This is a genomic window from Maribacter corallii (assembly GCF_047345415.1).
Taxonomy (GTDB): domain Bacteria; phylum Bacteroidota; class Bacteroidia; order Flavobacteriales; family Flavobacteriaceae; genus Maribacter_C.
Window position 1 is genome coordinate 472,084 of the sequence record NZ_JBLFEP010000003.1, and the last position, 25,108, is coordinate 497,191.

Genomic DNA, 25,108 nt, shown 5'->3' on the forward strand with positions numbered 1-25,108 from the left:
CAGATAGCATCCCCTTGGCCCTGCCGCCGGTTATGACTCCAATACCATTCCGAATTTACATAAAATCCCACAAATCCCTTACGAAAATCCGTAATCCATCGCGTATGGCATCATTTGCGAATCCTACCCGACTTTCAGGGGTACACCGCACTTGATAATTTTCTAGCTTTGAAAACGTTCCTATGGAGACAACTTATGCGACAGCCCTTTTCCTTTTTTACGATACTCTTACTAGTGGTCTTCCCCTTTACCGCTTTCTCCCAGCAAAGTCCGGCCCCGGATCTCGATTCCATTACCGAAGATGCCTATCGCCGGATGTTGGAACGCCAACGCCTAGAGGCCGAAGCACTGACCTATCCCATTTTTATATCACCCACCTACGACCCCGATATTGAGGTCTATACGGTAGAAACCGTACCGAGTCCCCGTGGTCCCGGGCTCTTGGGCTCCATCGTCGACCCCACAGGGCTTATCGATTCGGGCGCGCAGCAGCGGATCAATGAACGGTTGTATGAACTCGAGCAAAAGTCCTCCGTGGAAGTCGCCGTGGTACTACTCCCGAGTATCGGACAAGACATCCCTAAAAGCTTTGCGGTGGCCCTCTTCGAAAAATGGGGCATCGGAAAGGCCGATACCGATAACGGACTATTGATTTTGACCGTGATGGACCAGCGTCGTACCGAATTCGAGGTGGGTTATGGTTTGGAGGGCATTTTGACCGATGTGGTCTGCTATCGGATCGGGACAAATGAAATTGTACCCCTTTTTCGGCAAGGGGATTATGCAGGCGGTATCGAACAGGCGGTACTTCGGATTATCTCCTTTTTAGAACGTCCCGAGGCCATCGATGACGTCTATGGCTATGGGGTGTTGCATGAGGCACCGGCCTTTGTATGGCAATGGTACCACCTGTTGTTGGTCCTCTACGGAATGATCTGCTTGGTCATGGGCTTTTGGTATTTCGGTCAAGCATTTGCCATTCAACGTTCGAAGGATGATTATTACGACAAATACCTGCGGTTGTACCAATTAAAGTTCGGGTGTACCGATATGCTCTTTCCGCTACCCATGCTGTTCTTTGCCCGAATGACCAAAAAGCGTTTGGACCACTACCGCTACGCGCCCCGTTTTAGCAAAAAGAACGGGCAACCGATGAGCCTGCTTTCCAATTACGATGAAATCGATTTTTTGGAAGAGGTGCAGCTCTTGGAAGAGGAACTGAAATCAGTGCTCTATGATGTGTGGATGACCGAGGATCAAAGCGATGTGATGATCTTGGAATATGAGGGTCCCAATGGCCGGGACTATACCCCATGTCGGCAATGTGGGTATCAAACCTTTGGCAAGCGGACCTCTTTGGTGGTGGTTTCGGCGACCTACGACCATGCCGGTACCCGTATCGACACCTACGAATGCCGCAACTGCAATTATCAGGAGGAAAAAGAGATCACCCTCCCACGCAAAGTCCGTTCCAGTAGCACTTCATCTTCGTCGAGCAGCTCTTTTTCATCTTCTTCGAGCAGCAGTTCCTCCTCATCCAGTTTTGGGGGAGGCAGTTCCGGTGGGGGCGGGGCAGGGGTAAGTTGGTAGTCCCGCTTTACAACGAAAGTCCTTAAAGTATTCAAACGACATTCAAAATTTTCTTGTGATGGGTTAACCTTTTTTTGGCCACTACATAAAGCCTTAAAGATCAGTAACCCTTAACAGAAGAAATCATGATACATAGTCTAAAGTATTTTTGTTGTTTGGTCATCGTTGCACTGCTCGCCTCAAATTGTCAAAAAGACAATCTAGCTGAGGCCGTTCTTACCCAAACGGAAATTGATGAACCTACTGCTGCTGAAGTGGACAAGGGCACCCTCAGCATTACCGCCCAGTTGAAGGGCGCGATAAACATCACGACAGCGCGGGCCTTGACCTTGGAGGAAGCGTTGGATTTGATGCTGGTCGAGATTACCAGTGTCGACGGACAGACCATTTTCGTTTCCGAGAACTATCGTGATCTGCCTACGAACATTGAGCTGCCGGCGGGCAACTATTCGATGTTGCTATCGAACTTTCCCTTAAGCGACGTGCGTTTTGATCAAGGGGTGTACGGCGATTATATTCCGAATTTTGAAATCGTAGCGGCTACGAATACGAAATTGAATCCCGTTTTGAAACTATTGGATTTGGCCACCACGGTAAATTTCTCCAGTGCTATTGTGGCGGCATATCCTGATGTATCGGCCTATGTGGCCAGGTCTCAACTGCCCGCATCCATCTTTTCGGAATTTCCGACACCCTTACGATATGAGGTCGTCGATAATGGCCGTCGGGGATACCATAGTTTGTTTTCGGGAAATCACACTTCCGGTTTTACCGAACACACCGGAGAGTTGTTCATCCTTATTTCTGCAACAGGACCATCGGGAGATGACATACGGGTCTCACGGGTCATCAAAGGCGCAACAGGAAATCAACAGTATACGATCAATGTAGAGATGGCCGATCCCACCACCACATCATTAAATGTCACCATTGCCTCTGAAGAGGATCTCACGGAAATCATTACGTTTCCAAATTGAGAAAAAAGCACGATTCAGTCGGTAATCCTAAGCGCACATTTGCCTAAGGAAGCCCTAAAATGGGTAGCATTCGGCTGCGGTCTTGCTGACCATCGCTAAAAAGTATTGGCATTTTGTGAAAAAAAACGATACCTTTTGTGAACACTAACTATAGCGATCGTTTCGATGGGATTTCATGTCACTGCAGATTTAGTCCCCCTATTCCGTGGTCTGGTTACAGGCCTGCAGCCCTATGCCGCTGCACAAGAGGTGGGTTTGGTTTTTGAATCGGAAGTGTCGCATTTGCAAGCCTCCTACAATCCCGAAGAGACCTTATCGGAAATCACTGTGCTGCTCAGTCGTGTGATTACCTATACACCACAATCGTATCAGGTCACGGTGTCCATAGGCCAGTGCAACGAGCATACTGGTCGCTGCCTATTGGCCATTGAGAATACGGGGGTCGACCTATCGAAATTGGGTGAGCTACTGTCCTCCGTCAAAAACGGACTTCTGGTAGAACGAAAGAAGAGCGGCACCCGATTTACGGTATCCATACCGACAAATGCCCAGGGTTCTTTTCTCAAAAAAGAGGACAGCAAGGGTACGTTGCTTCCCAAAAAATACCCGAATTACTATGCGGCCGTGGTCAAACGCCTGACCACACATTTCTCGAATACGGACAATATGGTCAAGGCCGCGGAGCAAAAAAGTAGCACCGAAGGCGTTTTTTTGAAAAAGGTGAACGCTGTGATTCAATCGCATATATCGAATCCTGATTTTAAGGTAGATACCTTGGCCGATGCTATGGCCTTGAGTCGAACGCAATTGTTTCGCAAGATCAAGGCGCTGACCCAAATGTCACCGCAACGGTATTTGCGTTTCACGCGATTGGAAAAAGCGAAAGGCCTGTTGCAGGCGAAAGATAAAGATTTGAACGTAAGCGAGGTATGCTATGAGGTCGGGTTTGCCAGCAAGAGCCACTTTACGCGATCCTTCCAAAAGGAGTTCGGTTTTAATCCCTCTGATTTCGTCAAAAGCAGAAATGTAACCTAAGTGCAATTTTTCGCAACCTACGGTCAATTTTCCATACCATAGCGTTCCTACCTTTATCCTTGTCCGATAACAGTAAATAACCTCGGAGCGAGCCCGCGAGGCATTAGAAGTAAAAGTAACATTGATTTTGACACAAGCCCGCCTGTCCGACAGGCAGGCGTCGGAGCATTTTAAATCTCGATTATCGAGTAAATAACAATCCTATGGAACAGCTAAAAAAGAACAGAGAGTTTATCATTACATATTTCAATGCCATTTCCGGGAATGAGAAAACCAGGGCATTATCCGAACAGTATACCTCTGATGAAAATTTGATAGCGCATATCGAATTCTTCGAAGGTGCTTTCCCGAAATACGAATTGTTTATCGAGGAAATCATGGCCGAAGGGAATAAAGTCTTGATCCAAGGTAGAGCTACTGGGGTCAATACAGGTGCGTTTAACGGAATTCCAGCAACTGGAAGAAAAATGGACTTACCGTTTGCAGTGCGTTATACGATAGAGAAGGAAAAAATAGTGGACCATTGGCTGATTGCAGATCAGATGTTGTTGTTGGAACAATTGGGTATTATGGAACCTCAAACCGTTGAAAATTAAGCACGAACTATGGACCAACTAAAGAAGAACAAAGCGTTCATTATCAAGTATTACAATGCGATATCGGGTGTTGAAAAGACCCGGGAACTATGTGAACGCTTTATGGAAGATCCAAAACTGATCGACCATATTCAATTTTTCGACCGTGCTTTTCCGAAGTATGAACTCTTTATCATGGAAATGATCACCGAAGGCAATCGGGTCATTGTTTATGGAAGGGCTACGGGTACCCATAAAGGGGAATACCAAGGGATACCGCCCACCGGAGGCCAAATGGATCTGCCCTTTGTCATTCGCTATACCATTGAAAATGAAAAAATAACCGATATGTGGTTGGTGGCGGATCAAATGATCTTAATGGAGCAATTGGGGGTCATGCAAGCCCAAACCACAGCATAACTTATTCACCGATTCGTATGAAAAACAAACTTCTTCTATTCATCGTGATGGTCTTGGTCTCATGTGCAGAGACCCACACGGCGGAAAACCAAAAACTTAAAGCTGCGGTAGCGGAACATGAAGCCCTGGTACAGACCGAGGCGCGTACTAAAACATTCATTGAAGGATATCTCAATGATTTAAAAAGTCCGGACTGGAACACAAAAATCCTGAAATACCTACCAGCGGATTCCGAAGCATTTCTTAAGGAACATACGGTGTTTCGAGAGTCGTACACAAACTACAGTTCAACCATAAAGCATATGGCGGTCGATGGTCAGGAGTGTATCGTTTGGCTCGGGATTACCGCGAACTATGGAGCGACCTATCCCATCGAAAGTGGCAGTTATGGGGACGAAGCCATTGCCGCTTTTGAACCAAAAAACCAAGAACTTTCTTGGGACGAAGTCTGGTATTTCGATGTCGTCGACGGACGATTTGGTGAGAAATGGGGCATGCTTAAGGACTTCACCGGGATCCTCGAAGATTTGGAAGCGGTAAAATATTAGCATCATCGAGCCGTATTCGAATAGCCGAAATCGGAAGTTTTAGCAACTGAAATTCTCATCTCAAATGGAAGGCTATCACATCCAATGTACGTCTGTCACATCGAGCGCAGTCGAGATGCTCGTCAGTAATCACCTTGTTCTTGACTCCGCTCGAACTGACCGTATTTTCTTAATTTTCCCGAGCTTCCTGGAGGGGTGCGTATAGTTCTTGAAAGAGTTTAATATAGACAACTTGAGTTGCCCATTCCGGATATTTTCGCAAGGTCACTTGTTTTAGATAAGAATCGTAATTTCCCTGACTTCCCCAATGACCATACGCTCTTGTTTGCGAACCGTCGCTTTAAGGGGCAAAAGATAGGTATTCCCTTTTGTATCGAACCAAATGGCGGTTTTCCATTGGGTATCGCCAACAAGGGCAACGACTTTCAATCTTCCCCAGCCTTCTTCGTGCTTCCCGAATAATGCCCTAATTTCTTTGGATACTTTCGTGGGTAGGGACACAAAATGCCACCCACCTGCAGCTCCATGTTTCCAGACCTTTGCGGTAAAGTTATAGGAAATGGTACCACTCATAGCAACTAGGGTTGACTAGCATTAATTATGGAATGAGGTAGGACCCTACTGAATATTCTGGGCCAACCAATCCCCAACTTCTGACGTTTTATAGGCTTTACCACCTTCCGCAAGGTCTTCGGTCACGATACCTTCTGCCAGTGAGGTATTGACCACATCGCGAATGGCTTGGGCCTCTTCGGTCAAATTCATATCCTCAAAGAGCATAGCCGCGGAAAGTACGGTAGCCAACGGATTGGCAATATCCTTTCCGGCTGCTTGTGGATACGATCCGTGAATAGGCTCGTACAAGGAGACCTTACTCCCAACAGAGGAAGAGGGCATTAAGCCCATGGAACCTGATATGACCGATGCTTCGTCGGTCAGGATATCCCCAAAAAGGTTCGCGGTGATCATGACATCATACGAACTGGGCCATTGCACCAGACGCATGGCAACGGCATCGACGAATTCATAGGAGACTTCGACCTCAGGATAGTCTTTTTCCATGGCCTGTACGGTCTCTCTCCATAATCTTGAGGATTCCAACACGTTCGCCTTGTCGACACAGCACAGTCTTTTAGAACGCTTCATGGCCATTTCAAAACCTTTTTTTGCCAAACGCTGGATTTCAAAACGCTGGTAGGTCATCGTATCATAGGCCGTGTTGTCATTGTCTTTTCGACCGCGTTCGCCAAAATAAACACCTCCGGTCAGTTCCCGTAGAATGATCAAATCGGTACCCTCGATGCGTTCACGCTTCAAAGGGGATTTATCGATAAGGGAAGGAAAGGTAAAAGTAGGCCGCACATTGGCGAACAAACCTAATTTTTGACGCATCTTTAGTAAGCCTTGTTCTGGACGCACTTTTGCTGAAGGGTCATTATCAAAGCGTGGATGTCCGATAGCACCGAACAAGACCGCATCCGCGTTGGCGCAGACCTCATGGGTCTCATCGGGATAAGGCTCTCCAACCGCATCAATAGCGGCGGCTCCCGTCAAGGCGGGCTGCCAAGTGATATCATGTTGGTATTTTCTGGCTATGGCATCACAGACTTTGACTGCCTGGTCGATAACTTCCGGTCCGATTCCGTCTCCGGCTAAAAGGGCTATGTTTAGTTTCATGTTTTTTTCGCTGTGCGAAAACGCTATACGCTGATCGCTAAATGCAATTCACGAATCGTTTATCGCAGTTTTAGTATTTAGAGTTTCGTTATTAGGCTATTTAAACTTCTTCTTAATTTATCTACTTTATCATTTAGGTTTGAAAAAAATGGTGTTTCCAAATATCTTAAGTCCTTTGCGAGGACTGTGAAATATTCCAATTCATTCGCCGAACCTTGGGCTATAATGAGAAATCGCCTGAATTCCGCGTCTGATTCCCTACCACACCCTTCAGCTATATTTGCTGGAACCGAACTGGAGGCTCTTCTCATTTGACTGACCATACCGTACATTTCCTCTTTTGGAAAACTTCGAGTTAATCTGTAGATTTCCAACGTCACTTCATGACCTAGTTCCCAAACTTTATATTTTCTATAATCTCTCATAGTTTTACTCAATCCAGTATAAGCGCACGGCGAAAAGTGATTCGCGATTCGCTTTTAGATGATATTCAACATCTTCTCGGTAGCCTTGATTGCGCTTACGGTTTGGTCTGAATCCAATCCCCTTGAGATGAGTTCCTTACCATTAAGTTCCCAAGTGATTATCGTTTCACAAAGTGCATCGGAATTACTTCCCGGGGGAATGCGCACGGCATAATTGACCAAGTTGGGCAATTCAAGTTGCAGTGATTTGTATATTTTTCGTAAGGCATTCACAAAGGCATCATACTGCCCATCACCAGAGGCATTCTCCTCATAAGTCTTTCCGTTGATCTCCAAGGATAGGGTAGTGGACGGTTGCAATCCCTTGGCATGGGTCAAAACATACGACTTTACGAAAACCTTTTGCTGGTAATCCGTATCCAATACATCGGAAATGATATAGGGCAAATCATCTTTGGTAACGCGTTCTTTTTTGTCCCCGAGTTCGATAATCCGGGCGGTGACCTTTTTGAGTTCCTCATCGTTCAAGGTCAGTCCTAATTCTTGTAAATTCTTCTGAATATTCGCTTTACCGGACATTTTACCCAGTGCATATTTTCGTTTTCTTCCAAAACGTTCGGGCATTAAGTCGCTAAAGTAAAGGTTCTTTTTGCTATCGCCATCAGCATGTATTCCAGCAGTTTGTGTAAAAACACTATCACCTACGATGGGCTTGTTTGACGGTATGCCCACCCCAGTGAACGCCGAAACCAATTTGCTCACTTTAAAGAGTGCTTTTTCGTTCACATTGATGGTTACCTCAGGTAAAAAGTCGTTGATCACGGCAATGGCACTTGCCATCGGAGCATTTCCGGCGCGTTCTCCCATTCCGTTTACCGTAAGATGCAATCCATGACATCCGGCCTTAACGGCTTCCATGATATTCGCCACGCCGAGATCATAATCGTTATGACCATGAAAATCGATATGCATATCAGGATGTCTCGATATAATTTCCGAGAGAAAGTCAAAAGTCTCTGTATAGGTGATAATTCCTAGTGTATCGGGAAGCAAAACCCGTTTAACGGGTTGGGTAGCGAGGAAATCCAAAAATTCGAATACATATGCCTTGGAATTGCGCATACCGTTACTCCAATCCTCTAAATAGATATTATTGATGATTCCCTTTTGTTCCCCTGACTTGAAAATTTTCGCGATATCGGCAAAATGTTCTTTAGGAGTCTTTTTGAGTTGGTATTTCAGATGGTTCAATGACCCTTTGGTCAAGAGGTTTTGCGATTTCGCTCCGGCTTTCTCCATCCATTTTAAGGAAACGCCACCATCTACAAAGGTCAGTACTTCAATTTGATCCAAAAGGTCTTTGGTCGCGGCCCATTCGGTAATCTGTTGCACTGCTTCAAGCTCACCTTCGGAGACACGGGCGGAAGCCACTTCAATTCGGTCCACTTTGAGCTCGTCAAGCAAAAGCTTCGCCAAGGTCAACTTTTCTGATGCTGTAAAAGATACCCCAGAGGTCTGTTCACCATCACGAAGGGTGGTGTCCATGATTTCCAAATAGCGCTTTTTCATTTTAGAAAGGCCTTGTCTTCGCAAACTCCTGAATACCGTCTTTGATGTTCAATAGGTAGTCAATATCGTCGAAGCCGTTTGTCATGTTTCCCTTTTTGTAGTCATTGATATGAAAAGATTCGCTTTCCCCTGTAGTCAAAATGGTCACTTTTTGTTCAGGAAGGTTGACTTCGAATTCCGCAGCAGGGTTCTTCTCGATTTCCCCGAATATCTTTTGAAGAAACTCGGCACTTACTTGAACCGGAAGTACGCCGATGTTCAGACAGTTTCCTCTAAAAATATCCGCAAAAAAGCTAGAGATGACGCATCGGAACCCATAGTCATACACCGCCCAGGCCGCGTGCTCGCGTGAGGAACCGGAACCGAAGTTCTTACCACCGACCAGAATCTTTCCGGTATAGGTGGCATCGTTCAAGACGAAATCCTCTTTTGGGGAATTGTCTTGATTGTACCGCCAGTCACGGAAAAGATTGTCTCCAAACCCCTTGCGCTCTATCGCCTTTAAGAAACGGGCAGGTATGATTTGATCGGTATCCACATTCTCTATCGGTAATGGAACTGCCGTTGATGTCAGAATATTGAATTTATCGTATGCCATTTTTTTTTGCTTTTTGCTATTTGGCCATTGGCCGCTACCTTTACTCGATAATCGAGATTTAAAATGCTCCGACGCTTGCGTCGAAATCAATGTTAATTTTCCTTCTAATGCCTCGCGGGCTTGCCCCGAGGTTATTTACTATTTTGTGCACCAGCTAAAGGCTAGCAGCCGATAGCTAGAAGCAAGTTCGCTATACGAACTCTTCTTTCATTAACTCCCTTGGATCTGTAACCTTTCCGGTAACCGCCGCCGCCGCGGCGACGAGTGGACTTGCCAATAGGGTTCGTGAACCTGGGCCTTGTCGTCCTTCAAAGTTTCTGTTGGACGTACTTACCGCAAGTTTCCCAGGGGGCACCTTGTCATCGTTCATCGCCAAACAGGCCGAACAACCGGGTTCGCGTAGTTCAAAACCCGCTTCCGTTAGTACATCCAAAATACCTTCCTCCTTGATAGCGCTTTCTACCTTATGGCTTCCGGGAACCAACCAGGCGGTTACGTTATCCGCTTTTTTTCGTCCCTTAACAATAGAGGCGAATGCCCTAAAATCTTCGATTCTGCCATTGGTACAACTACCCAAGAAAACAAAATCAATCGGTTTTCCGATCATGGAATCGCCCTCATCGAACTTCATATATTGTAGCGATTTCCTATAGGTAGTCGCCCCGCCTTGAACCATATCGGATGTCGGAATGTCGTTGGAAATGCCCATCCCCATCCCGGGATTGGTACCGTAGGTGATCATTGGTTCGATGGACGAACCGTCAAAGGTCAATTCTTTATCGAAAATCGCGTCTTCATCTGTGTATAAGGTTTGCCAATAGTCCATGGCGGTGTCCCAGTCGGCACCTTTTGGAGTGAACTCCCGCCCCTTGATATAGTGGAAGGTGGTCTCGTCTGGCGCGATCATTCCGCCTCTGGCTCCCATTTCAATACTAAGGTTACAGACGGTCATACGTCCCTCCATGGTCATATTCTTGAACACGTCACCTGCATACTCCACAAAATATCCCGTAGCTCCTGAAGTGGTCAGCTTTGAGATAATGAAGAGGGCAACGTCTTTTGGAGTCACCCCATACTGCAATTCCCCGGTAATATTGATGCGCATTCGTTTGGGTTTGGGCTGCATGATGCATTGTGAGGCCAGTACCATTTCCACTTCTGACGTTCCTATTCCGAAAGCAATGGCCCCGAAAGCCCCGTGGGTAGAGGTATGTGAATCCCCACAAACAATAGTCGCTCCTGGTACGGTAATACCGTATTCCGGACCTACCACATGTACGATCCCGTTTTTTTCATGGCCCAGACCCCAATACGAAATACCATATTCATTGGCATTTTCTTCCAACATTTTTAATTGATTGGCCGAAAGCGGATCCGCGACGGGCAAGTGTTGGTTGATGGTCGGCGTATTATGATCAGCCGTGGCAAATGTCTTCTCAGGGTGCAGAACGCGAATCCCTCTATTCTTTAATCCTAAAAAAGCGACAGGACTGGTCACCTCATGAACCATGTGACGGTCGATGAAAAGCACATCGGGTCCGTTTTCGATTTGATGGACCACATGAGAATCCCAAACTTTATCAAATAGTGTCTTTTTTGCACTCATAGTTTCAAATTAGAAGCTAGCAAAGCTAATGAAACAAGGTGTTTTTAAGAAATTCTACTGCCCTAAATTACGATGTTCAACCACAGCAAATACAAAAAATATTAACACCGCTGTCTTAGAGTTTAACATAATGCTAACGATTTGAACTTGGTCATGTAGTTATCTTATTTTGCAATCAAATTAATATTTCAACAATCTAAATCAATCAAAATGAAACAAGTGTACAAGAAGGCCATTTGGGTATGGTCATTTATCCTGCTTTTATTCGCGACCCCCGTGATGGGGCAATTGAACCTTCCGTCAGGTAGCCAGGTTGCTACCGTATCACAGCGTGTCGGCATTTCCGATATTACGGTCACCTATTCAAGGCCTAGTGTCAACGGACGCGAAATTTGGGGTGCCTTAGTGCCCTATGGAATGAATAATTTAGGTTTCGGTACAGCCGAAGAATCTCCTTGGCGGGCCGGGGCCAATGAGAATACGATCATTGAGTTCAGTAGCGATGTGAAAATCGAAGGGAAAGATTTGGCAGCCGGCACCTACGGACTCCACATGGTCATCAAAGAAGATGGCGGGGCCACCATTATCTTTTCGAAGAACCATACGGCCTGGGGAAGTTATTTTTACGAGCCTTCGGAAGATGCCCTAAAAGTTGATGTGACGACGAAGGAGGTTGCCCATACCGAACAATTGACCTTTTCTATAAATGATGTCACGGCAACCACGGCTACGGTAGCCTTGAATTGGGAGAAAAAACAGATTCCCTTTACGGTCGAAGTAGATGTGCCGACTATCGTGTTGAACGATATTCGACAGAAATTACAGAACTCCCCAGGATTCAACAGACAGACTTGGGAACAAGCGGCCAATTACGCCCTGAATAATGATGGTGACCTCAATGAGGCACTTGGTTGGATCAATGGAACAATTGAAGGACAGTTCTATAGCCAGAAAAACTTCAACAACCTGAGCATCAAGGCCGGCATCTTGACCAAGCAGGGAAAGACGGCTGAAGCGAATGCGGTGATGGACGAGGCCCTGGGTATGGCTACGGTTTTCCAGACCCATGCGTATGGAAGACAATTGATCGCGCAAAACGACAAGGAACGTGCGATGAAAATTTTTAAACACAATGCCAAAAATCACAAAGGCCAATGGCCGGTCGATTTTGGATTAGCTCGTGCACATGCGGCAATGGGCAACTATAAAACAGCCTTAAAGCACCTTAAAATTGCGGCAGGTCGTGCTCCGGATCAGCCCAATAAAGACGCGATTGCAGGATATCTCGTGCAGTTGGAAAAAGGTGAGGATATCAATTAGTCCTGAACTTTTTTGATAGCATTAAACCCGCATTCATACGCGGGTTTTTTATTTGGGCATATAGGTCTTTCGCAAACGAGATATGCTAAAAAATACACCGATGATAATTAAGATATACAGTCCGTACGAATCAATAAAATGAGCAAAAGGGGTTTGAGCGATTACCGGATTATTGGTATTATAGCGAATGGTGAGGGTATCACCAGGAGCCAAGTTGCGACCTACCAATGGAATGGACCACAATCTGACTTCGGTCTCATATGTGTGACCATTCGCTGCCGTAAATGACGCTCGGGCATAGGTGTAGCTCGATCTTTTTCTAAGCTTAGATCTTGTTTCCAATACTTCAGCTTCGGTTTCGATCCATTGCGTGGGTCCGGGAGCTACGTTATTTGCGGCGCGAGCCTGCACAATGACGAAACCAACAACGACCAAAATGGCTATGAGGTCTGATTTCTTCATGGTGGCGGTATACCTACAACGTACCACAAGCGCTTAGGCCGTGATACGTCATAGGAAGACATTTAATTAGGGTGTATTTAAGCGGTTTCAGCTGAATCATGCTGTTTCTCTTCCTCTTGGTCTTTTGAAAAGTAGGACGAGTAGATGCCATGTATCACAAATAGACCGATAATCCCGAGGATGATCTTGCCACCGACGCTATGCATAAAAGACACTTCGGCCTCGGCGGGAATTTCAACATTGGCGATTTCGGCGATTTGTTTCAATTCTTCCGGGGTAAAGACCAGATATTCATCACTATCTTCAACGTATCCCACAATTTGAGGTTCAGAACTACTGTAGGCCAACCAAACGATATGGTTGATCGTGTAGTAACTGCCGATATCGAAATACCGTCCATCTTCTAATTGAAATTCCTCTTGGTCTGGTAAATCGACCATTTTGATGATTTTGTCGGCTGTTCCGTAAGGAATGGGTATTCTGGCCTTGGCAAATGAAAGTTGCGAAAAAAGCGCTGCTACTAGGGTAAAAATGGTAATTGTGATTTTCATACTACTGGGGGTTTAAATGATTATTTGATTGGTTTATTGCTTAGGGACAAAATTCGTTACGTTCTGTCATCTGGGCATCCCGGTAATGGGCGAAATCGAAACCCCTAATTTCAGTAGATATGCGGAAGTTATTTGTAGTATATATTCCGGAATCCTTTATCAAACGTAAGTTTTTTCGAAATCGTATGAATTGTAGGAAAAGTATTTAGATGACCTATTGGTATTTATTGGACAATAAAATCAACTACTCTAATTTCAATATTGATCAATTGGGTATAGACACGGCGTACCATTATAAGCCTATATCATGAAATTAAAAGGGTTTAAAAAAGTCATGAACCTTTCTTTTGATATTAAACGATAAAACAAGTTGTTCCTCGATTTGTGTTGGGCTATTCCTTGCAAAAGAGGTCAAAAGGTTATTTTTACCAAAATCAAAGATTAAACAATGCAAAGAAAACTCCTTCTTCTCTCCATACTTTTTTTGTTTCTACAATGCTCCAAATCGGCCGATGAAATATTACCCGATGCAGAAGATGATAAGAACCCTCCCACAGAACAGGAGAACGAACCACAAGATGATAGTACCGAAACAAAGGTTTTATCTATTTCGGTACAGGTAGACGGAGACTACTATACAAACGGTTTTGAAGGCACGCTGTTTTTGACAAATAAAGATGGTGAACTGCTAACTAGTAAGAAGCTCGAAAATGATGTTAATAATATACTTGAGCATGAAGTTGAGGTGGCAAATGATTATGATTTAACTTATATCATGCTCAATACAACCGATACCAACTATCCTGTTGATATTCATACCTTTATGAATATTGAAGCTGGCACTTTCTTTTTAAAAGCGCTTGAAAACAACACGTCTGTTGATAGCGATGTAATCATTAACTTTCTCAATACGGGATTTCCCTTAGAACAACTTAATTCTTTTACAAACTCTTCAGTAAATGATGCTTCTGGTTCAGGTTCTTATGAACTAGACACGAGGCCTAGTTGGTATTCAGGAAGTTTGTATGTTGCATTCGTTAGCCCAAATGATGGTTTTCCAAGATACTATTTCGAAAAGGATATCGACCCAAATAATAGTTATAACGTGAATTATCAAGAACTCCCTTCAGTTGAAAATGAGATTCAAATCGGCTTTCCCCTCGGAGCGGACATTATAAGAGCGAGACTTTGGGGATATCTTGAAAATAACGGACAAATGGAGTGGTTCTCTGTTGATGAGTCTGAAAAGGCAAATGATAGCTACTTCTTTCCTGAGGGAGTGTTTGATGGTTTTGAATTATCAGCTTCCTTAACTTTTGGAACCACTTCTCAAAAAAGTTATGATATTTCATATTTTGGAAAGCCACAATCATTTCAATATACCCTCCCAGATTTAGATGGTTCCGTTCTTAGTAGTGAGTTGGATGATTTCAATTTTGTACCTGAACGGGCCTACGATTTCGGTACTGCATTTTATGGATATTTTGTAAATGAAACAAGGACATTTTACCGTTATTATATTCATGGCCTGGGTGAGGATAAGGTCGCTTTTTCAAACGATAGCCTAATCGATAAACTTTTTGAAGAGGAACTAAACATTAATTCGGGTAATTTGAAGTTTGCCCACTACACCATGATAAACAATTCCGCCTTAAAAGGTAACTACAATGGTTTTATACAATCTTTAATCGATAGGAATACGGCAGCATTTCCAGAAGGTACTTTGGTCGAATCCCTTAGATTAAAATAAGGCCTAGCTGATATAATTCCAAATATTCTTATACTTCACCAATTGGGCATAGGCATGGCGAATGACCAGATGCTCTGGTTTTTCCAGAGAAGGGTCTTGCTTAAAAAGCTGAAGGGCATGGTATCGGGCGGTTTTTAAAATAGCATTGTCCTTGACGATGTCTGCAATCTTTAGATTCAAAACGCCACTCTGTTGTGTTCCCATAATATCTCCGGGTCCACGAAGTTTCAAATCTACTTCCGCAATTTCAAATCCATCGTGGGTACGCACCATGGTTTCAAGTCTGGTCTTGGCCTCTGACGAAAGCTTATGGCTTGTCATCAGAATACAGAAACTTTGATCTGCGCCCCGCCCCACACGGCCCCTGAGCTGATGCAACTGTGAAAGCCCAAAACGTTCTGCACTTTCGATGATCATGACGGAGGCATTGGGCACATTGACCCCCACTTCGATGACCGTAGTGGCGACCATTATTTGGGTTTCACCACGTACAAAGCGATCCATTTCATAATCCTTGTCCGCTGGCTTCATTTTCCCATGAACGATGGAAATGCGATAATCGGGTAGGGGGAAGTCGCGTGCAATACTCTCGTACCCGTCCATCAGGTCCTTATAATCTAAAGCTTCGGACTCTTGGATCAGTGGATAAACGATATAGATTTGGCGTCCTTTTTTGATTTCATCCCGAACGAACCGAAAGACCTTCAACCGGTTGGAGTCAAAGCGATGCACGGTCTTAACGGGTTTACGCCCCGGAGGTAGTTCGTCGATAACGGAAATATCCAAGTCCCCATACAAACTCATCGCCAGCGTACGTGGAATAGGGGTTGCCGTCATGACCAGAATATGGGGTGGAAATTCATTTTTGTGCCATAACTTGGCCCGTTGCGCCACTCCGAAGCGATGTTGCTCGTCAATAATGGCGAGTCCTAAGTTCTTGTATTTTACTTTATCTTCCAAGAGCGCGTGGGTGCCGATCAGTAGTTGTAGTTCGCCGTTTTCCAATTGCTCATGGATAGGTTTTCGTGCCGATTTTTTAACCGACCCGGTCAACAAGGCACAACGTACCCCCATGTTTGCCAATAGTTCGCTCACTCCGGCGTAATGCTGATTGGCCAGAATCTCGGTAGGCGCCATCAAACAGGCCTGATAGCCATTATCCACGGCCAATAACATCGTCATGACGGCAACGATGGTTTTACCGGATCCAACGTCTCCTTGTAGCAACCGATTCATTTGGGCGTTACTGCCCAAGTCATGCCGAATCTCTTTAATAACCCGCTTTTGGGCATTGGTCAACTCAAAGGGCAGGTGTTCTTCATAAAACTCCTTGAACCGTTCGCCGACCTGGTCAAAATTGAAGCCCTTGATCTTTTGTTTGTGCCGTATGTTCTTGGCGATCAATTGCATTTGAATAAAGAAGAGCTCTTCAAACTTCAAGCGAAATTGTGCTTTGGCCAATAGTTCCTGATTCTTCGGAAAGTGGATATTCAATAACGACTCACTCTTTGGCAACAGTTTTAATTCATGGATAAGGGTCTCGGAAAGGGTTTCGATAAAATTTCCTTTGGTCTCCAGAAATAATTGTTGGATCAGTTTACTGATCACCCGATTGGTAATGCCCCGATTGCTCAACTTTTCGGTGGAGGGATATATGGGTTGCATGAACACCTTCAATCCTTTTTGGTGCTGATCTAATAATTCCATCTCCGGATGCGGCATTGAAAAGCCCCCACTATACCAGTTGCATTTTCCGAAAATGACATAGGGCGTATTGATCTTCAAATTTTCACGAATCCATTTTTGACCCCGAAACCAGATCAGTTCCATTTGACCGGTATCGTCGGCAAAAGTAGCGACGAGACGTTTTCCCTTTTTTTGTTCTACGCTCTTGAGATGTATGATTTTCCCAACGATCTGCACTTCGGCGCTACTGCGTTGTAATTGTGAGATTTTGTAATACTGGGTCTTATCCAAGTACCGGTTCGGAAAGAGGTTCAGCAGGTCTTGATAGGTATGAATGCCCAACTCGCCCTGCAAGGTTTCGGCCCTATTTGGCCCGACCCCCTTAAGATAGGTGATGGGAGTTTGCAGGAAATTGGTATTCATAAAACGAATTTAGGGGTTCATGAAAAGAACTCCAACAAAAGTCCTTCCTTAATGCTTCATGCGTATGTACCTATAAGTCTGAATAAAAGGAGCAATCATAGGGTCGGATGGATAGACCTAGCTTCCTGGAAAGAAGGCCATCACTACGGTTTGGTTAGGGCGGGGCGTATGAAAATGGTACATTTGGTCCGGACTTTGAAGTCACAATAACATGAATCGATTTTTAGGTTTGATTTTTTTCCTCTATACCGTGTTCGGATTCACCCAACATCAGGACAAGGTCGATTTTACCTATGCCGATGTTTATGTAAAGCTATTGCCCCAAGAGAAAAGGATTCAAGGTACCGTGGCGTACAAATTCAAGGTTTTAAATGATGTGGATTCGGTATTTCTCGATGCGAAAAACATGAAATTCGGCTTTACCAGTATCAATGAAAAAGTAGCGGATTTCGAGTATGCCGATGATGTGCTTATTTTTCGGCACAAGTTCAAGAAAAATGAGACCTATTCCCTAGGTATCGGCTTTGAAACGCAACCAAAGCAGACCGTTTATTTTATAGCGTCGAATTATAAAGGCGAAATACCCGTACAACCGGGTCCATTGGGAGATGGAAGTGACCTAGCGATCGAATTCGAGGCGGTGGACCAAATCTGGACACAAGGGCAGGGGAAGTATACCAGTCATTGGCTGCCTAGCTTTGACGACATGGAGGAGAAGGTCGAATTTGATCTGACCCTTGCCGTGCCCAATGAAATGCAGGTGATCGCAAATGGCAAGAACATCCATACTTCGCGCAACACCAATGGGGAGATCACGGAATGGCATTTTGATATGGAACAACCGATGAGCAGCTATTTGTTGGCTTTTGCTGTCGGAAATTACCAAAAGCAAGAAGCGATGTCGACTAGTGGTATTCCCCTTGAGAACTACTATTATCCCGAGGACAGTGTAAAGGTCGAACCGACCTACCGCTATACCAAAAGAATCTTTGACTTTTTAGAGGAGGAGATCGGGGTACCTTATCCTTGGCAAAATTACAAACAAGTTCCTGTACGCGACTTTCTGTACGCCGGTATGGAAAATACGGGGACGACGCTATTCTCCGACGGCTATGTTATCGATTCCTTAGCCTTTGTAGATAAGAATTACGTCAACGTGAACGCTCATGAAATGGCACACCAATGGTTCGGGAATCTCGTAACCGAAAAAGACGGGCATCATCATTGGCTACATGAGGGTTTTGCCACGTACTATGCGTATTTGGCCGAGAAACACCTATTTGGTACGGACCATTTCTATTGGAAGTTACATACGACTTTAAAACAGTTACAAGAGCAGTCTGTTGGGGGCAAAAGGGAAAGTTTACTGGATCCCAAGGCCAGTAGTCTCACGTTTTATGAGAAAGGAGCCTGGGCCTTAGTTGCCTTACGGGCTGAAGTTGGGGACGCCGCCTTTACAAAGGGAGTCAAAAGCTACCTCAAGCGCTACCAATTCAGGAATGCCACGGTGGATGATTTTTTGCAAGAAATCAAGACGGCTAGCAAAAAGAACCTCTCGAACTTCAAAGGAGTGTGGCTGGAGCGTACCGAATTTCCCTTGCAGCAAGCGAAATCCCTTTTAATCTCTAGTTCGCCGTCCATCAAGCTTTGGTACGATTTGCAAGCTGCCCAAACCGATGCTATCGATTACCTCAGCTACTGGGATGCCACGACGTCCGTCCATTTTAGAACAGCGTTACTGGAGAAGTATCATTCCTCATTGCCACAAGCAATTTATGAGAAGGCGTTTTCTTCGGATACCATTCCCATTCGCCAAGCCCTTTTCTCATCACCTGACCTAACCAAAATCTTTGGAAAGGATAAACTGGAAACACTTTTGGAGGACGAGAGTTATATCACAAAAGAACTGGCCCTCTTTTTTCTATGGCAGAACTATCCTGAGGACCGAGAAAAGTATTTGAACACCACCAAGACGTTTCACGGCTTACCCAACAAGAACATTCGTTTGCTTTGGTTGACCTTGGCCATGCTATCGGATAATTTCAACGGACCGATGACCAAAGATTATTTTGACGAGTTAAGCACTTATACCGATCCGAGCTATGGTTTTGAGCTACGGCAGGGTGCCTTTTTATATCTAAAAGAAGCCTTTGGGTTGAATGAAGATGCTTTGACCAATCTGGTCAAAGCGACCAATCATCACGCTTGGCAATTCAAGAAATTTGCTAGAAATTTGTTGGATGAATTATGGGAAGATGCAGACTATAAAACACGCTTACAAGACTTGGCGCCCAAACTAAACCCTGAGGATTCTCGTTATTTAACTAGTAAATTGAAAACTGAATGAGGGCATTGGTCATATCGGGCGGTGGTAGTAAAGGCGCTTTTGCCGGTGGGGTTGCGCAATTCTTGATCCAAGAATCGGGCAATGAGTACGACCTTTTCGTAGGTACGTCGACGGGAAGCCTTCTTATTTCGCATTTGGCCCTCGGAAAATTGGACAAGATCAAGGAGATTTACTCCAATGTAAATCAAAAAAGTATTTTTAGCAACTGCCCGTTCATAGTGCAGAAGAAAAATGGTATTGACGAAATATCGATCAACCATTGGAACGTGATGAAGAACTTGATCAACGGTAAAAAGACCTTTGGTGAAAGTGAAAACCTGCGGCAGCTCATTCGGGATAGCCTTACGGTCGCGGAGTTCGAAGAATTGAAAAACGGGCCAAATGATGTGGTGGTCACTGTATCCAATTTATCCCTGAATCAAGTAGAGTACAAGTCGATAAACGACTGCACCTATGACGAATACTGTGACTGGATCTGGATTTCAGCCAACTACACGCCATTTATGAGCTTAGTGCGAAAAAATGGATGTGAGTATGCCGACGGTGGATTGGGAAGCATTGTGCCCATTGAAGAAGCCTTGAAAAGAGGGGCGACTAACGTAGATGTAGTCGTGCTGCATACCGAGGTGAGCTATATGAACCGCATGCCATCGCGAAATCCGTTTGAGTTGTTGACCACGATGTTGAGTTTTATTCTCGACCGGATCGAACACCAGAATATCAGGATTGGAAAGTTCGTGGCGAACCAAAAAGATGCCATCATCAACCTTTACTATACGCCTACCATTTTGACGACCAATTCCCTGATTTTCGACAAAACGAAAATGACCCTTTGGTGGAAACGTGGCTATTTATATGCCAAGAACAAAAATGAGGAAACAAATCCTATTGAACCTAATGAACATGAATAGGGATGTGTAGTATGCCTTATTTTCGGTTGGAATTATGAGCTGCCTTTACCAAAGACCGCTAATCTCCTTTTTAACGAAAGCTAGCGCCGTAGCGGAAGGATTTTGCTTGTCCATGGTCTCCGTCAATACGTCTTCACGAAGTTTATCGGCAGAGTCGGTTTCGCTCATTGCCGCTTTTCGAATCATCTGAACGGTGGCACTTTTGGCCGCTTTAATGATGTTCCAACATTCATCGGTAAGGTATATCTGTTGTGATAGATTATGCTCGAATTCGTTCTCAATGTTTTTGATCAGTAATTTTTCGTACGCATCTTTATCCGCGGATTTAGGTGCAACACGAACGACCAAACTAGGAATCGAAATCCGTTCTAGAAACAAGGCCATACGTTCATATGCTTGAAGGCGAATGGGCAAAGTGGTCGTTTGGGTCTCTTTGTGTAAAAGAAATCTACGTCGCCCTTCTTCATTGTTGGTATGCATTCGAAAGAAATAGAATGCGATGGCACCGGTTACTACGGTGGGTAAGAAATAGGCAAAGAGTTGAAAAATTTGATCTCCAGTCATTTTTGGTGGTTTGATCCCGAAATTTCGGGGTGATTACTGCAACTAAAACGACGATTTTTTTGAAAAAGTATACGTGTTTTCGTGTTCCTTCCTCTTTGCTTCCTCTTTGGAGTGGTAAGATGAATGAGGTCCGCTAGGTGTAGCGAGCAAGACGGGTCGAGTAGGGAGTAAACCGCCCATCTTTTTTCTGTAGTTGGGAATCTGCACAGCCCTAAACCAAATGTATTAGAGCCCGGGTTCGAGTGTAGAAAGTACATACGTTTCGACTGCGCTCAACGTGACATTCGGTCTGAATTTGGACTTGCGTTTGAGTTTTGTATTTGAACTTGAAGCTTGAACTTGTCTTAGTTCTTCATATGCGCCTTGACCATTTGGTAGAACGCGTCGAATTTGGGGTGTATTTTGATCAAAACGCCTTCTTTTAGATTTCCATCTTTTCCCAAGGCGGTAATCCGGTCAGGTGCGATTTCGAGTTTCTGCAATGCGTTGCGTACCGACGAGGCCTGTTGGGCCGGAAGATCTAGGTCGCCTGTCATACTCAATCCCTCTATGGTCACAGCCATGCTAGGGTGAGCGGCCAACAGTTGCCCTATTTTTTGGATCCAAGGTTCCGCTTCGGTTTTTAAGGTCGCCTTCGTATCACTCTCGAACAAAGTACTTAAATCGGAAGAGATGATGACCATACCATTGGAGACGCCGATCTTTGCATTTTCGCCAAGGGTCTGTTTGGCATTCGTCAATACCAGCAGGGCCGTAGAATCATTGCCCGCAAGCGCATCATTAATGGCTTTTAATTGTCGCTCTTTCTCATTGAGTTGCTCCATAGCCTTATTGAAGTTGCTTGAATTTTTGGAAGAAACCTCGGTAAAACTGGTCAAACTTTTTAAGAGGGTGGCGTTGGCATCCTGTAGTTCGGTAACCTGCGACTTGAACGACTCCGACTCCGTTTGTGCGACTCTTTCCTTTTTTCGGGCATCGGTTACTTCCGTATTCAACGAATCCATTTTCATTTTTAGCGTCGCTACTTCAGCGATCAAATCACTCTTTCGCTGAGCATAGATACTGGTTGTTAGCGTTAAAAATAGACCTAGTAAAAGTAAAATTCTCTTCATAAACGTCATTTTTTGGGATGTGGATAGCAATCAAATACCCGGCAAAAGTATATTATTTCGTCGATTCGATGAAATTCTTTCCACCGAGATATTGACACTCATAGAGTGCTTGGGTACCCTGAAACGGAACTTCGGTCTTGTTATACCCATAAGTGGTTCTTAAGTTTCGCGTCAGGTCGATATCATCTACATTGACTTGAATGTCGTGCATCGTAAATTGACACGGGTGTTCGTAACCTGCGGCATGCGTGATTTCAACGAGTTCTTTACGAAAGGTCTTGAAGTACTGCGCCAACCGGTCCGATTTCAGGGGAATGTTAATGCCCCGTTGCCGCCATTTGTTTTGGGTCGCAATACCTGCGGGACACTTGTTGGTATGACAGACCTGTGCTTGTATACAGCCGATACTCATCATCGCCTCGCGGGCAACATTGATGCAATCGACCCCCATCGCAAATGCCATGGCGGCTTTAGCCGGGAAACCCAATTTACCGCTACCGATAAAAACGACACGTGAAACGAGGTCGCGCGTTTGAAATACTTTGTACAATTCCGAAAACCCGTATACCCAAGGGAGTGAAACATGATCTGCGAAGGATGGGGGAGCGGCCCCTGTTCCGCCTTCACCACCATCAACGGTAATAAAATCAGGCCCTCTACCCGTTTTCAACATCATATCGGCTAGTTCTTCCCACTGATCTAATTTTCCAATGGCCCCTTTTATTCCAACCGGTAGTCCGGTTTTCTCGGCGATGGTCTCAATGAGTTCCATCAATTCGGTCACAGTGCCAAAAGCTTTGTGCGTCGCGGGGGAAAGTACATCCTTTCCGGGCGCAACACCGCGTATTTCAGCCAGTTCCTTGGTAATTTTAGCTCCAGGAAGTACACCTCCCTTACCAGGTTTCGCCCCCTGCGAAAGTTTGATTTCAATGGCTTTTATACAGGGATTCTCAGCGACTAACCGTTCCAATTTTTCAAGCGATAGATTCCCATCGGAAGACCGTACCCCAAAATATCCTGTTCCGAAATGGAACACCACATCACCGCCTTGTTTATGGTAGGGCGATAGGCCACCTTCACCTGTGTTGTGATAGGCGTCCGATTTAGATACACCCTTGTTCATGGCCTCGACCGCAGCAGCCGATAGCGAACCAAAACTCATGGCCGAAACGTTGATGATCGACGCCGGCCGATATGGCTTTTTACGTTTGTTGTAAGCTCCCATGACCTTGGCGCAAGGGAGAAAGTCCTTATGAGCCTTGTTCGGATGATTCTCCGGCATTTGAAATGCCATCATCTGGTTCTTTACAAAAATGTGCTGATGGGCATAGATATCGCGGTCGGTACCGAAACCTTCATAGTTATTCTCCTTTTTCGCAGATGCATATATCCAACTCCGTTCTATTCGATTGAACGGCAGCTCTTCACGGTTGTTCGCCACAAAGTACTGACGCATTTCCGGCCCGATGCTCTCCAACCAATATCGCAAATGTCCCACCACGGGATAATTGTGCGATATGGTATGGGCCTTTTGAATGAAAATATCGCGAAAGGCCACAAGTCCAAGAAATACGATAATCCACAGCCACCAGGGAACATTCGAAAGGCTCGTTAGTATACTGTCCATGACATTAATTTAAAATTCAAGGAACTCATCTTGGACTTTAGACCGAAAATGAATTTTGGTTTTTACATATTAAGATAGTCAAGACTCATTTCGGTCAAGGCCTTCACGCCGAGAATCAGTCCACTGTCATCGATTTTGAAATCAGGGGTATGATGCGGAAAAGATTCCGTATTACCCGGAGTCATTCCGCCTAGAAAGAAGAAAAATCCTGGTGCTTCCTTTTGGAAATACGAGAAATCCTCCGCTCCGGTTATGGCTTTTTGTGTCTGTACGCTAGCAGTGCCCGCTACCCGCTGTAGGGTAGGTAACATCTGATCGACCAATGCGGGCTCGTTATAGGTGATCTCAGTAGCTTCCTTGATTTCGCACGTAGCTTCCCCACCATAGGCTTTGGCAATAGTTTCCGTCATTTCGATCATACGCTTATTGATCAGGTCTTTCATGTCATAATCCAAGGTGCGGATCGTACCGATCATCTCAGCACTTTCGGGAATGATATTGAAACGAACCCCACTTTTGATTTTTCCTACTGTAATTACGGCCGCCTCATTGGTCAGATTAGCTTCACGGCTAATAATGGTCTGGAGTCCGTCGATGATCTTCGCACTGATCAAAATAGGATCGACTCCTGACCATGGTTGTGATCCATGGCTTTGCTTTCCTTTTACCTTGATCGTAAAGCTCTGTGCTGCGGCCATTGTTCCGCCTGATTTATAACGTATGGTCCCGACAGGGGTCTGTGAATTGATATGCAGACCGAAAATGGCATCTACCTTAGGGTTTTCCATGACGCCTTCTTTGACCATAAGAAGCGCTCCACCTTCTTCACCTGGTGGTGGTCCTTCTTCTGCCGGTTGAAAGATAAATTTTACCGTACCCTTTATCTTGTCTTTGTTCTTTGACAAGACTTCCGCAACGCCCATTAAGATGGCGGTATGGGTATCATGTCCGCAAGCGTGCATAACGCCAACTTTTTCTCCTAAAAATTCTGAAGTTACGGTTGACTTGAACGATAGGTCATTACGTTCCGTGACTGGTAAGGCATCGATATCGGCCCGCAGGGCAACCACCTTTCCGGGTTGATCTCCTTTTAGTAGACCGACCACTCCTGTATGGGCCACACCTGTTTGTATTTCAATTCCCAACGATTTGAGATGTTCGGCTATTTTCTCGGCCGTTTTGAATTCGCGATTACCCAGTTCTGGGTTTTGATGGATATCCCGGCGCCATTCCACCACCTTGGATTCAATTTGGGAATAGTCCTTTTGCAAATTAGGGCCTTGCGCAAGGGCAAAACCCCCGGATAACAATAGTGCTACTAATATTTTTTTCATT

Annotated in this window: 23 protein-coding genes; 10 read left to right on the forward strand and 13 right to left on the reverse strand. The window is 44.9% G+C overall.

The features are described 5' to 3' along the window. Nucleotides 1–168 precede the first annotated feature (168 nt). The 6 genes from ACKWCA_RS12015 (at nucleotide 169) to ACKWCA_RS12040 (ending at nucleotide 5,145) form a co-directional block, all read left to right on the forward strand. On the forward strand, nucleotides 169–1,590 hold the full coding sequence (locus ACKWCA_RS12015; protein WP_413978442.1) for a TPM domain-containing protein: 1,422 nt from the start codon (nucleotides 169–171) through the stop codon (nucleotides 1,588–1,590). A gap of 125 nt (nucleotides 1,591–1,715) precedes the next feature. Beyond that, nucleotides 1,716–2,567 carry a DUF4493 domain-containing protein gene (locus ACKWCA_RS12020; protein WP_413978443.1) on the forward strand — a complete coding sequence of 284 codons (852 nt, stop codon included), beginning with the start codon at nucleotides 1,716–1,718 and terminating at the stop codon, nucleotides 2,565–2,567. Nucleotides 2,568–2,732: 165 nt separating this feature from the next. Continuing rightward, nucleotides 2,733–3,602: a helix-turn-helix domain-containing protein gene (locus ACKWCA_RS12025; RefSeq protein ID WP_413978444.1), complete on the forward strand. Its 870-nt coding sequence runs from the start codon at nucleotides 2,733–2,735 to the stop codon at nucleotides 3,600–3,602. Nucleotides 3,603–3,805: 203 nt separating this feature from the next. After that, nucleotides 3,806–4,198 (forward strand): ester cyclase, encoded by a 393-nt coding sequence (locus ACKWCA_RS12030; RefSeq protein WP_413978445.1) that lies wholly within the window; start codon nucleotides 3,806–3,808, stop codon nucleotides 4,196–4,198. Between the two features lie 9 nt (nucleotides 4,199–4,207). Beyond that, complete coding sequence (locus ACKWCA_RS12035; RefSeq protein ID WP_413978446.1) at nucleotides 4,208–4,597, forward strand: ester cyclase; 390 nt, start codon at nucleotides 4,208–4,210, stop codon at nucleotides 4,595–4,597. A 17-nt stretch (nucleotides 4,598–4,614) separates the two neighbouring features. Then, entirely contained in the window at nucleotides 4,615–5,145 is a 531-nt protein-coding gene (locus ACKWCA_RS12040; protein WP_413978447.1) for a hypothetical protein, read from the forward strand. A 273-nt stretch (nucleotides 5,146–5,418) separates the two neighbouring features. On the opposite strand, the gene ACKWCA_RS12045 is transcribed toward ACKWCA_RS12040, so the two are convergent. The 6 genes from ACKWCA_RS12045 to leuC form a co-directional block, all read right to left on the reverse strand. Further along, on the reverse strand, nucleotides 5,419–5,718 hold the full coding sequence (locus tag ACKWCA_RS12045; protein ID WP_413978448.1) for a DUF1905 domain-containing protein: 300 nt from the start codon (nucleotides 5,716–5,718) through the stop codon (nucleotides 5,419–5,421). A gap of 45 nt (nucleotides 5,719–5,763) precedes the next feature. Continuing rightward, the gene (gene leuB, locus ACKWCA_RS12050) at nucleotides 5,764–6,822 is read right to left on the reverse strand and encodes a 3-isopropylmalate dehydrogenase (RefSeq protein WP_413978449.1); all 1,059 of its coding nucleotides are present in this window, start codon (nucleotides 6,820–6,822) and stop codon (nucleotides 5,764–5,766) included. A 77-nt stretch (nucleotides 6,823–6,899) separates the two neighbouring features. Further along, nucleotides 6,900–7,247, reverse strand: coding sequence for a four helix bundle protein (locus ACKWCA_RS12055; protein WP_413978450.1), 348 nt, complete (start codon nucleotides 7,245–7,247; stop codon nucleotides 6,900–6,902). A gap of 54 nt (nucleotides 7,248–7,301) precedes the next feature. Then, complete coding sequence (locus ACKWCA_RS12060; RefSeq protein ID WP_413978451.1) at nucleotides 7,302–8,816, reverse strand: alpha-isopropylmalate synthase regulatory domain-containing protein; 1,515 nt, start codon at nucleotides 8,814–8,816, stop codon at nucleotides 7,302–7,304. 1 nt (nucleotide 8,817) lies between these two features. Continuing rightward, a complete protein-coding gene (gene leuD / locus ACKWCA_RS12065) occupies nucleotides 8,818–9,414 on the reverse strand; it encodes a 3-isopropylmalate dehydratase small subunit (protein WP_413978452.1) in 597 nt (198 codons plus the stop codon). A gap of 190 nt (nucleotides 9,415–9,604) precedes the next feature. Further along, nucleotides 9,605–11,020, reverse strand: a complete 1,416-nt coding sequence (gene leuC / locus ACKWCA_RS12070) for a 3-isopropylmalate dehydratase large subunit (RefSeq protein ID WP_413978453.1) — start codon at nucleotides 11,018–11,020, stop codon at nucleotides 9,605–9,607. Between the two features lie 210 nt (nucleotides 11,021–11,230). Here leuC and ACKWCA_RS12075 point away from each other — a divergent pair, with 210 nt between their 5' ends. Further along, entirely contained in the window at nucleotides 11,231–12,340 is a 1,110-nt protein-coding gene (locus ACKWCA_RS12075; RefSeq protein WP_413978454.1) for a DUF2911 domain-containing protein, read from the forward strand. 48 nt (nucleotides 12,341–12,388) lie between these two features. Here ACKWCA_RS12075 and ACKWCA_RS12080 read toward each other — a convergent pair whose 3' ends face one another. Both ACKWCA_RS12080 and ACKWCA_RS12085 read right to left on the reverse strand, forming a co-directional pair. Next, nucleotides 12,389–12,802 (reverse strand): DUF3592 domain-containing protein, encoded by a 414-nt coding sequence (locus ACKWCA_RS12080; RefSeq protein WP_413978455.1) that lies wholly within the window; start codon nucleotides 12,800–12,802, stop codon nucleotides 12,389–12,391. Between the two features lie 77 nt (nucleotides 12,803–12,879). Then, nucleotides 12,880–13,353, reverse strand: coding sequence for a hypothetical protein (locus tag ACKWCA_RS12085; protein ID WP_413978456.1), 474 nt, complete (start codon nucleotides 13,351–13,353; stop codon nucleotides 12,880–12,882). Between the two features lie 448 nt (nucleotides 13,354–13,801). Here ACKWCA_RS12085 and ACKWCA_RS12090 point away from each other — a divergent pair, with 448 nt between their 5' ends. Continuing rightward, nucleotides 13,802–15,103: a hypothetical protein gene (locus ACKWCA_RS12090; protein WP_413978457.1), complete on the forward strand. Its 1,302-nt coding sequence runs from the start codon at nucleotides 13,802–13,804 to the stop codon at nucleotides 15,101–15,103. 3 nt (nucleotides 15,104–15,106) lie between these two features. Here the strand turns inward: ACKWCA_RS12090 and recG are convergent, their stop codons facing one another. Next, nucleotides 15,107–17,212, reverse strand: coding sequence for an ATP-dependent DNA helicase RecG (gene recG, locus ACKWCA_RS12095; RefSeq protein ID WP_413978458.1), 2,106 nt, complete (start codon nucleotides 17,210–17,212; stop codon nucleotides 15,107–15,109). Nucleotides 17,213–17,423: 211 nt separating this feature from the next. On the opposite strand from recG, the gene ACKWCA_RS12100 reads away from it, so the two are divergent. Together ACKWCA_RS12100 and ACKWCA_RS12105 are read left to right on the forward strand one after the other, a co-directional pair. Then, nucleotides 17,424–19,559 (forward strand): M1 family metallopeptidase, encoded by a 2,136-nt coding sequence (locus tag ACKWCA_RS12100; protein ID WP_413978459.1) that lies wholly within the window; start codon nucleotides 17,424–17,426, stop codon nucleotides 19,557–19,559. Beyond that, nucleotides 19,556–20,470 carry a patatin-like phospholipase family protein gene (locus tag ACKWCA_RS12105; RefSeq protein ID WP_413978460.1) on the forward strand — a complete coding sequence of 305 codons (915 nt, stop codon included), beginning with the start codon at nucleotides 19,556–19,558 and terminating at the stop codon, nucleotides 20,468–20,470. The genes ACKWCA_RS12100 and ACKWCA_RS12105 overlap by 4 nt, the downstream gene beginning before the upstream one ends. Before the next feature lie 45 nt (nucleotides 20,471–20,515). On the opposite strand, the gene ACKWCA_RS12110 is transcribed toward ACKWCA_RS12105, so the two are convergent. From ACKWCA_RS12110 to ACKWCA_RS12125, 4 genes are all read right to left on the reverse strand, one after another. After that, nucleotides 20,516–21,034, reverse strand: a complete 519-nt coding sequence (locus tag ACKWCA_RS12110) for a DUF7935 family protein (protein WP_413978461.1) — start codon at nucleotides 21,032–21,034, stop codon at nucleotides 20,516–20,518. 344 nt (nucleotides 21,035–21,378) lie between these two features. Further along, on the reverse strand, nucleotides 21,379–22,146 hold the full coding sequence (locus tag ACKWCA_RS12115) for an OmpA family protein (RefSeq protein ID WP_413978462.1): 768 nt from the start codon (nucleotides 22,144–22,146) through the stop codon (nucleotides 21,379–21,381). Nucleotides 22,147–22,198: 52 nt separating this feature from the next. Then, complete coding sequence (locus ACKWCA_RS12120; RefSeq protein WP_413978463.1) at nucleotides 22,199–23,773, reverse strand: FMN-binding glutamate synthase family protein; 1,575 nt, start codon at nucleotides 23,771–23,773, stop codon at nucleotides 22,199–22,201. Between the two features lie 62 nt (nucleotides 23,774–23,835). After that, on the reverse strand, nucleotides 23,836–25,107 hold the full coding sequence (locus ACKWCA_RS12125) for an amidohydrolase (protein WP_413978464.1): 1,272 nt from the start codon (nucleotides 25,105–25,107) through the stop codon (nucleotides 23,836–23,838). Nucleotide 25,108: the final 1 nt, after the last annotated feature.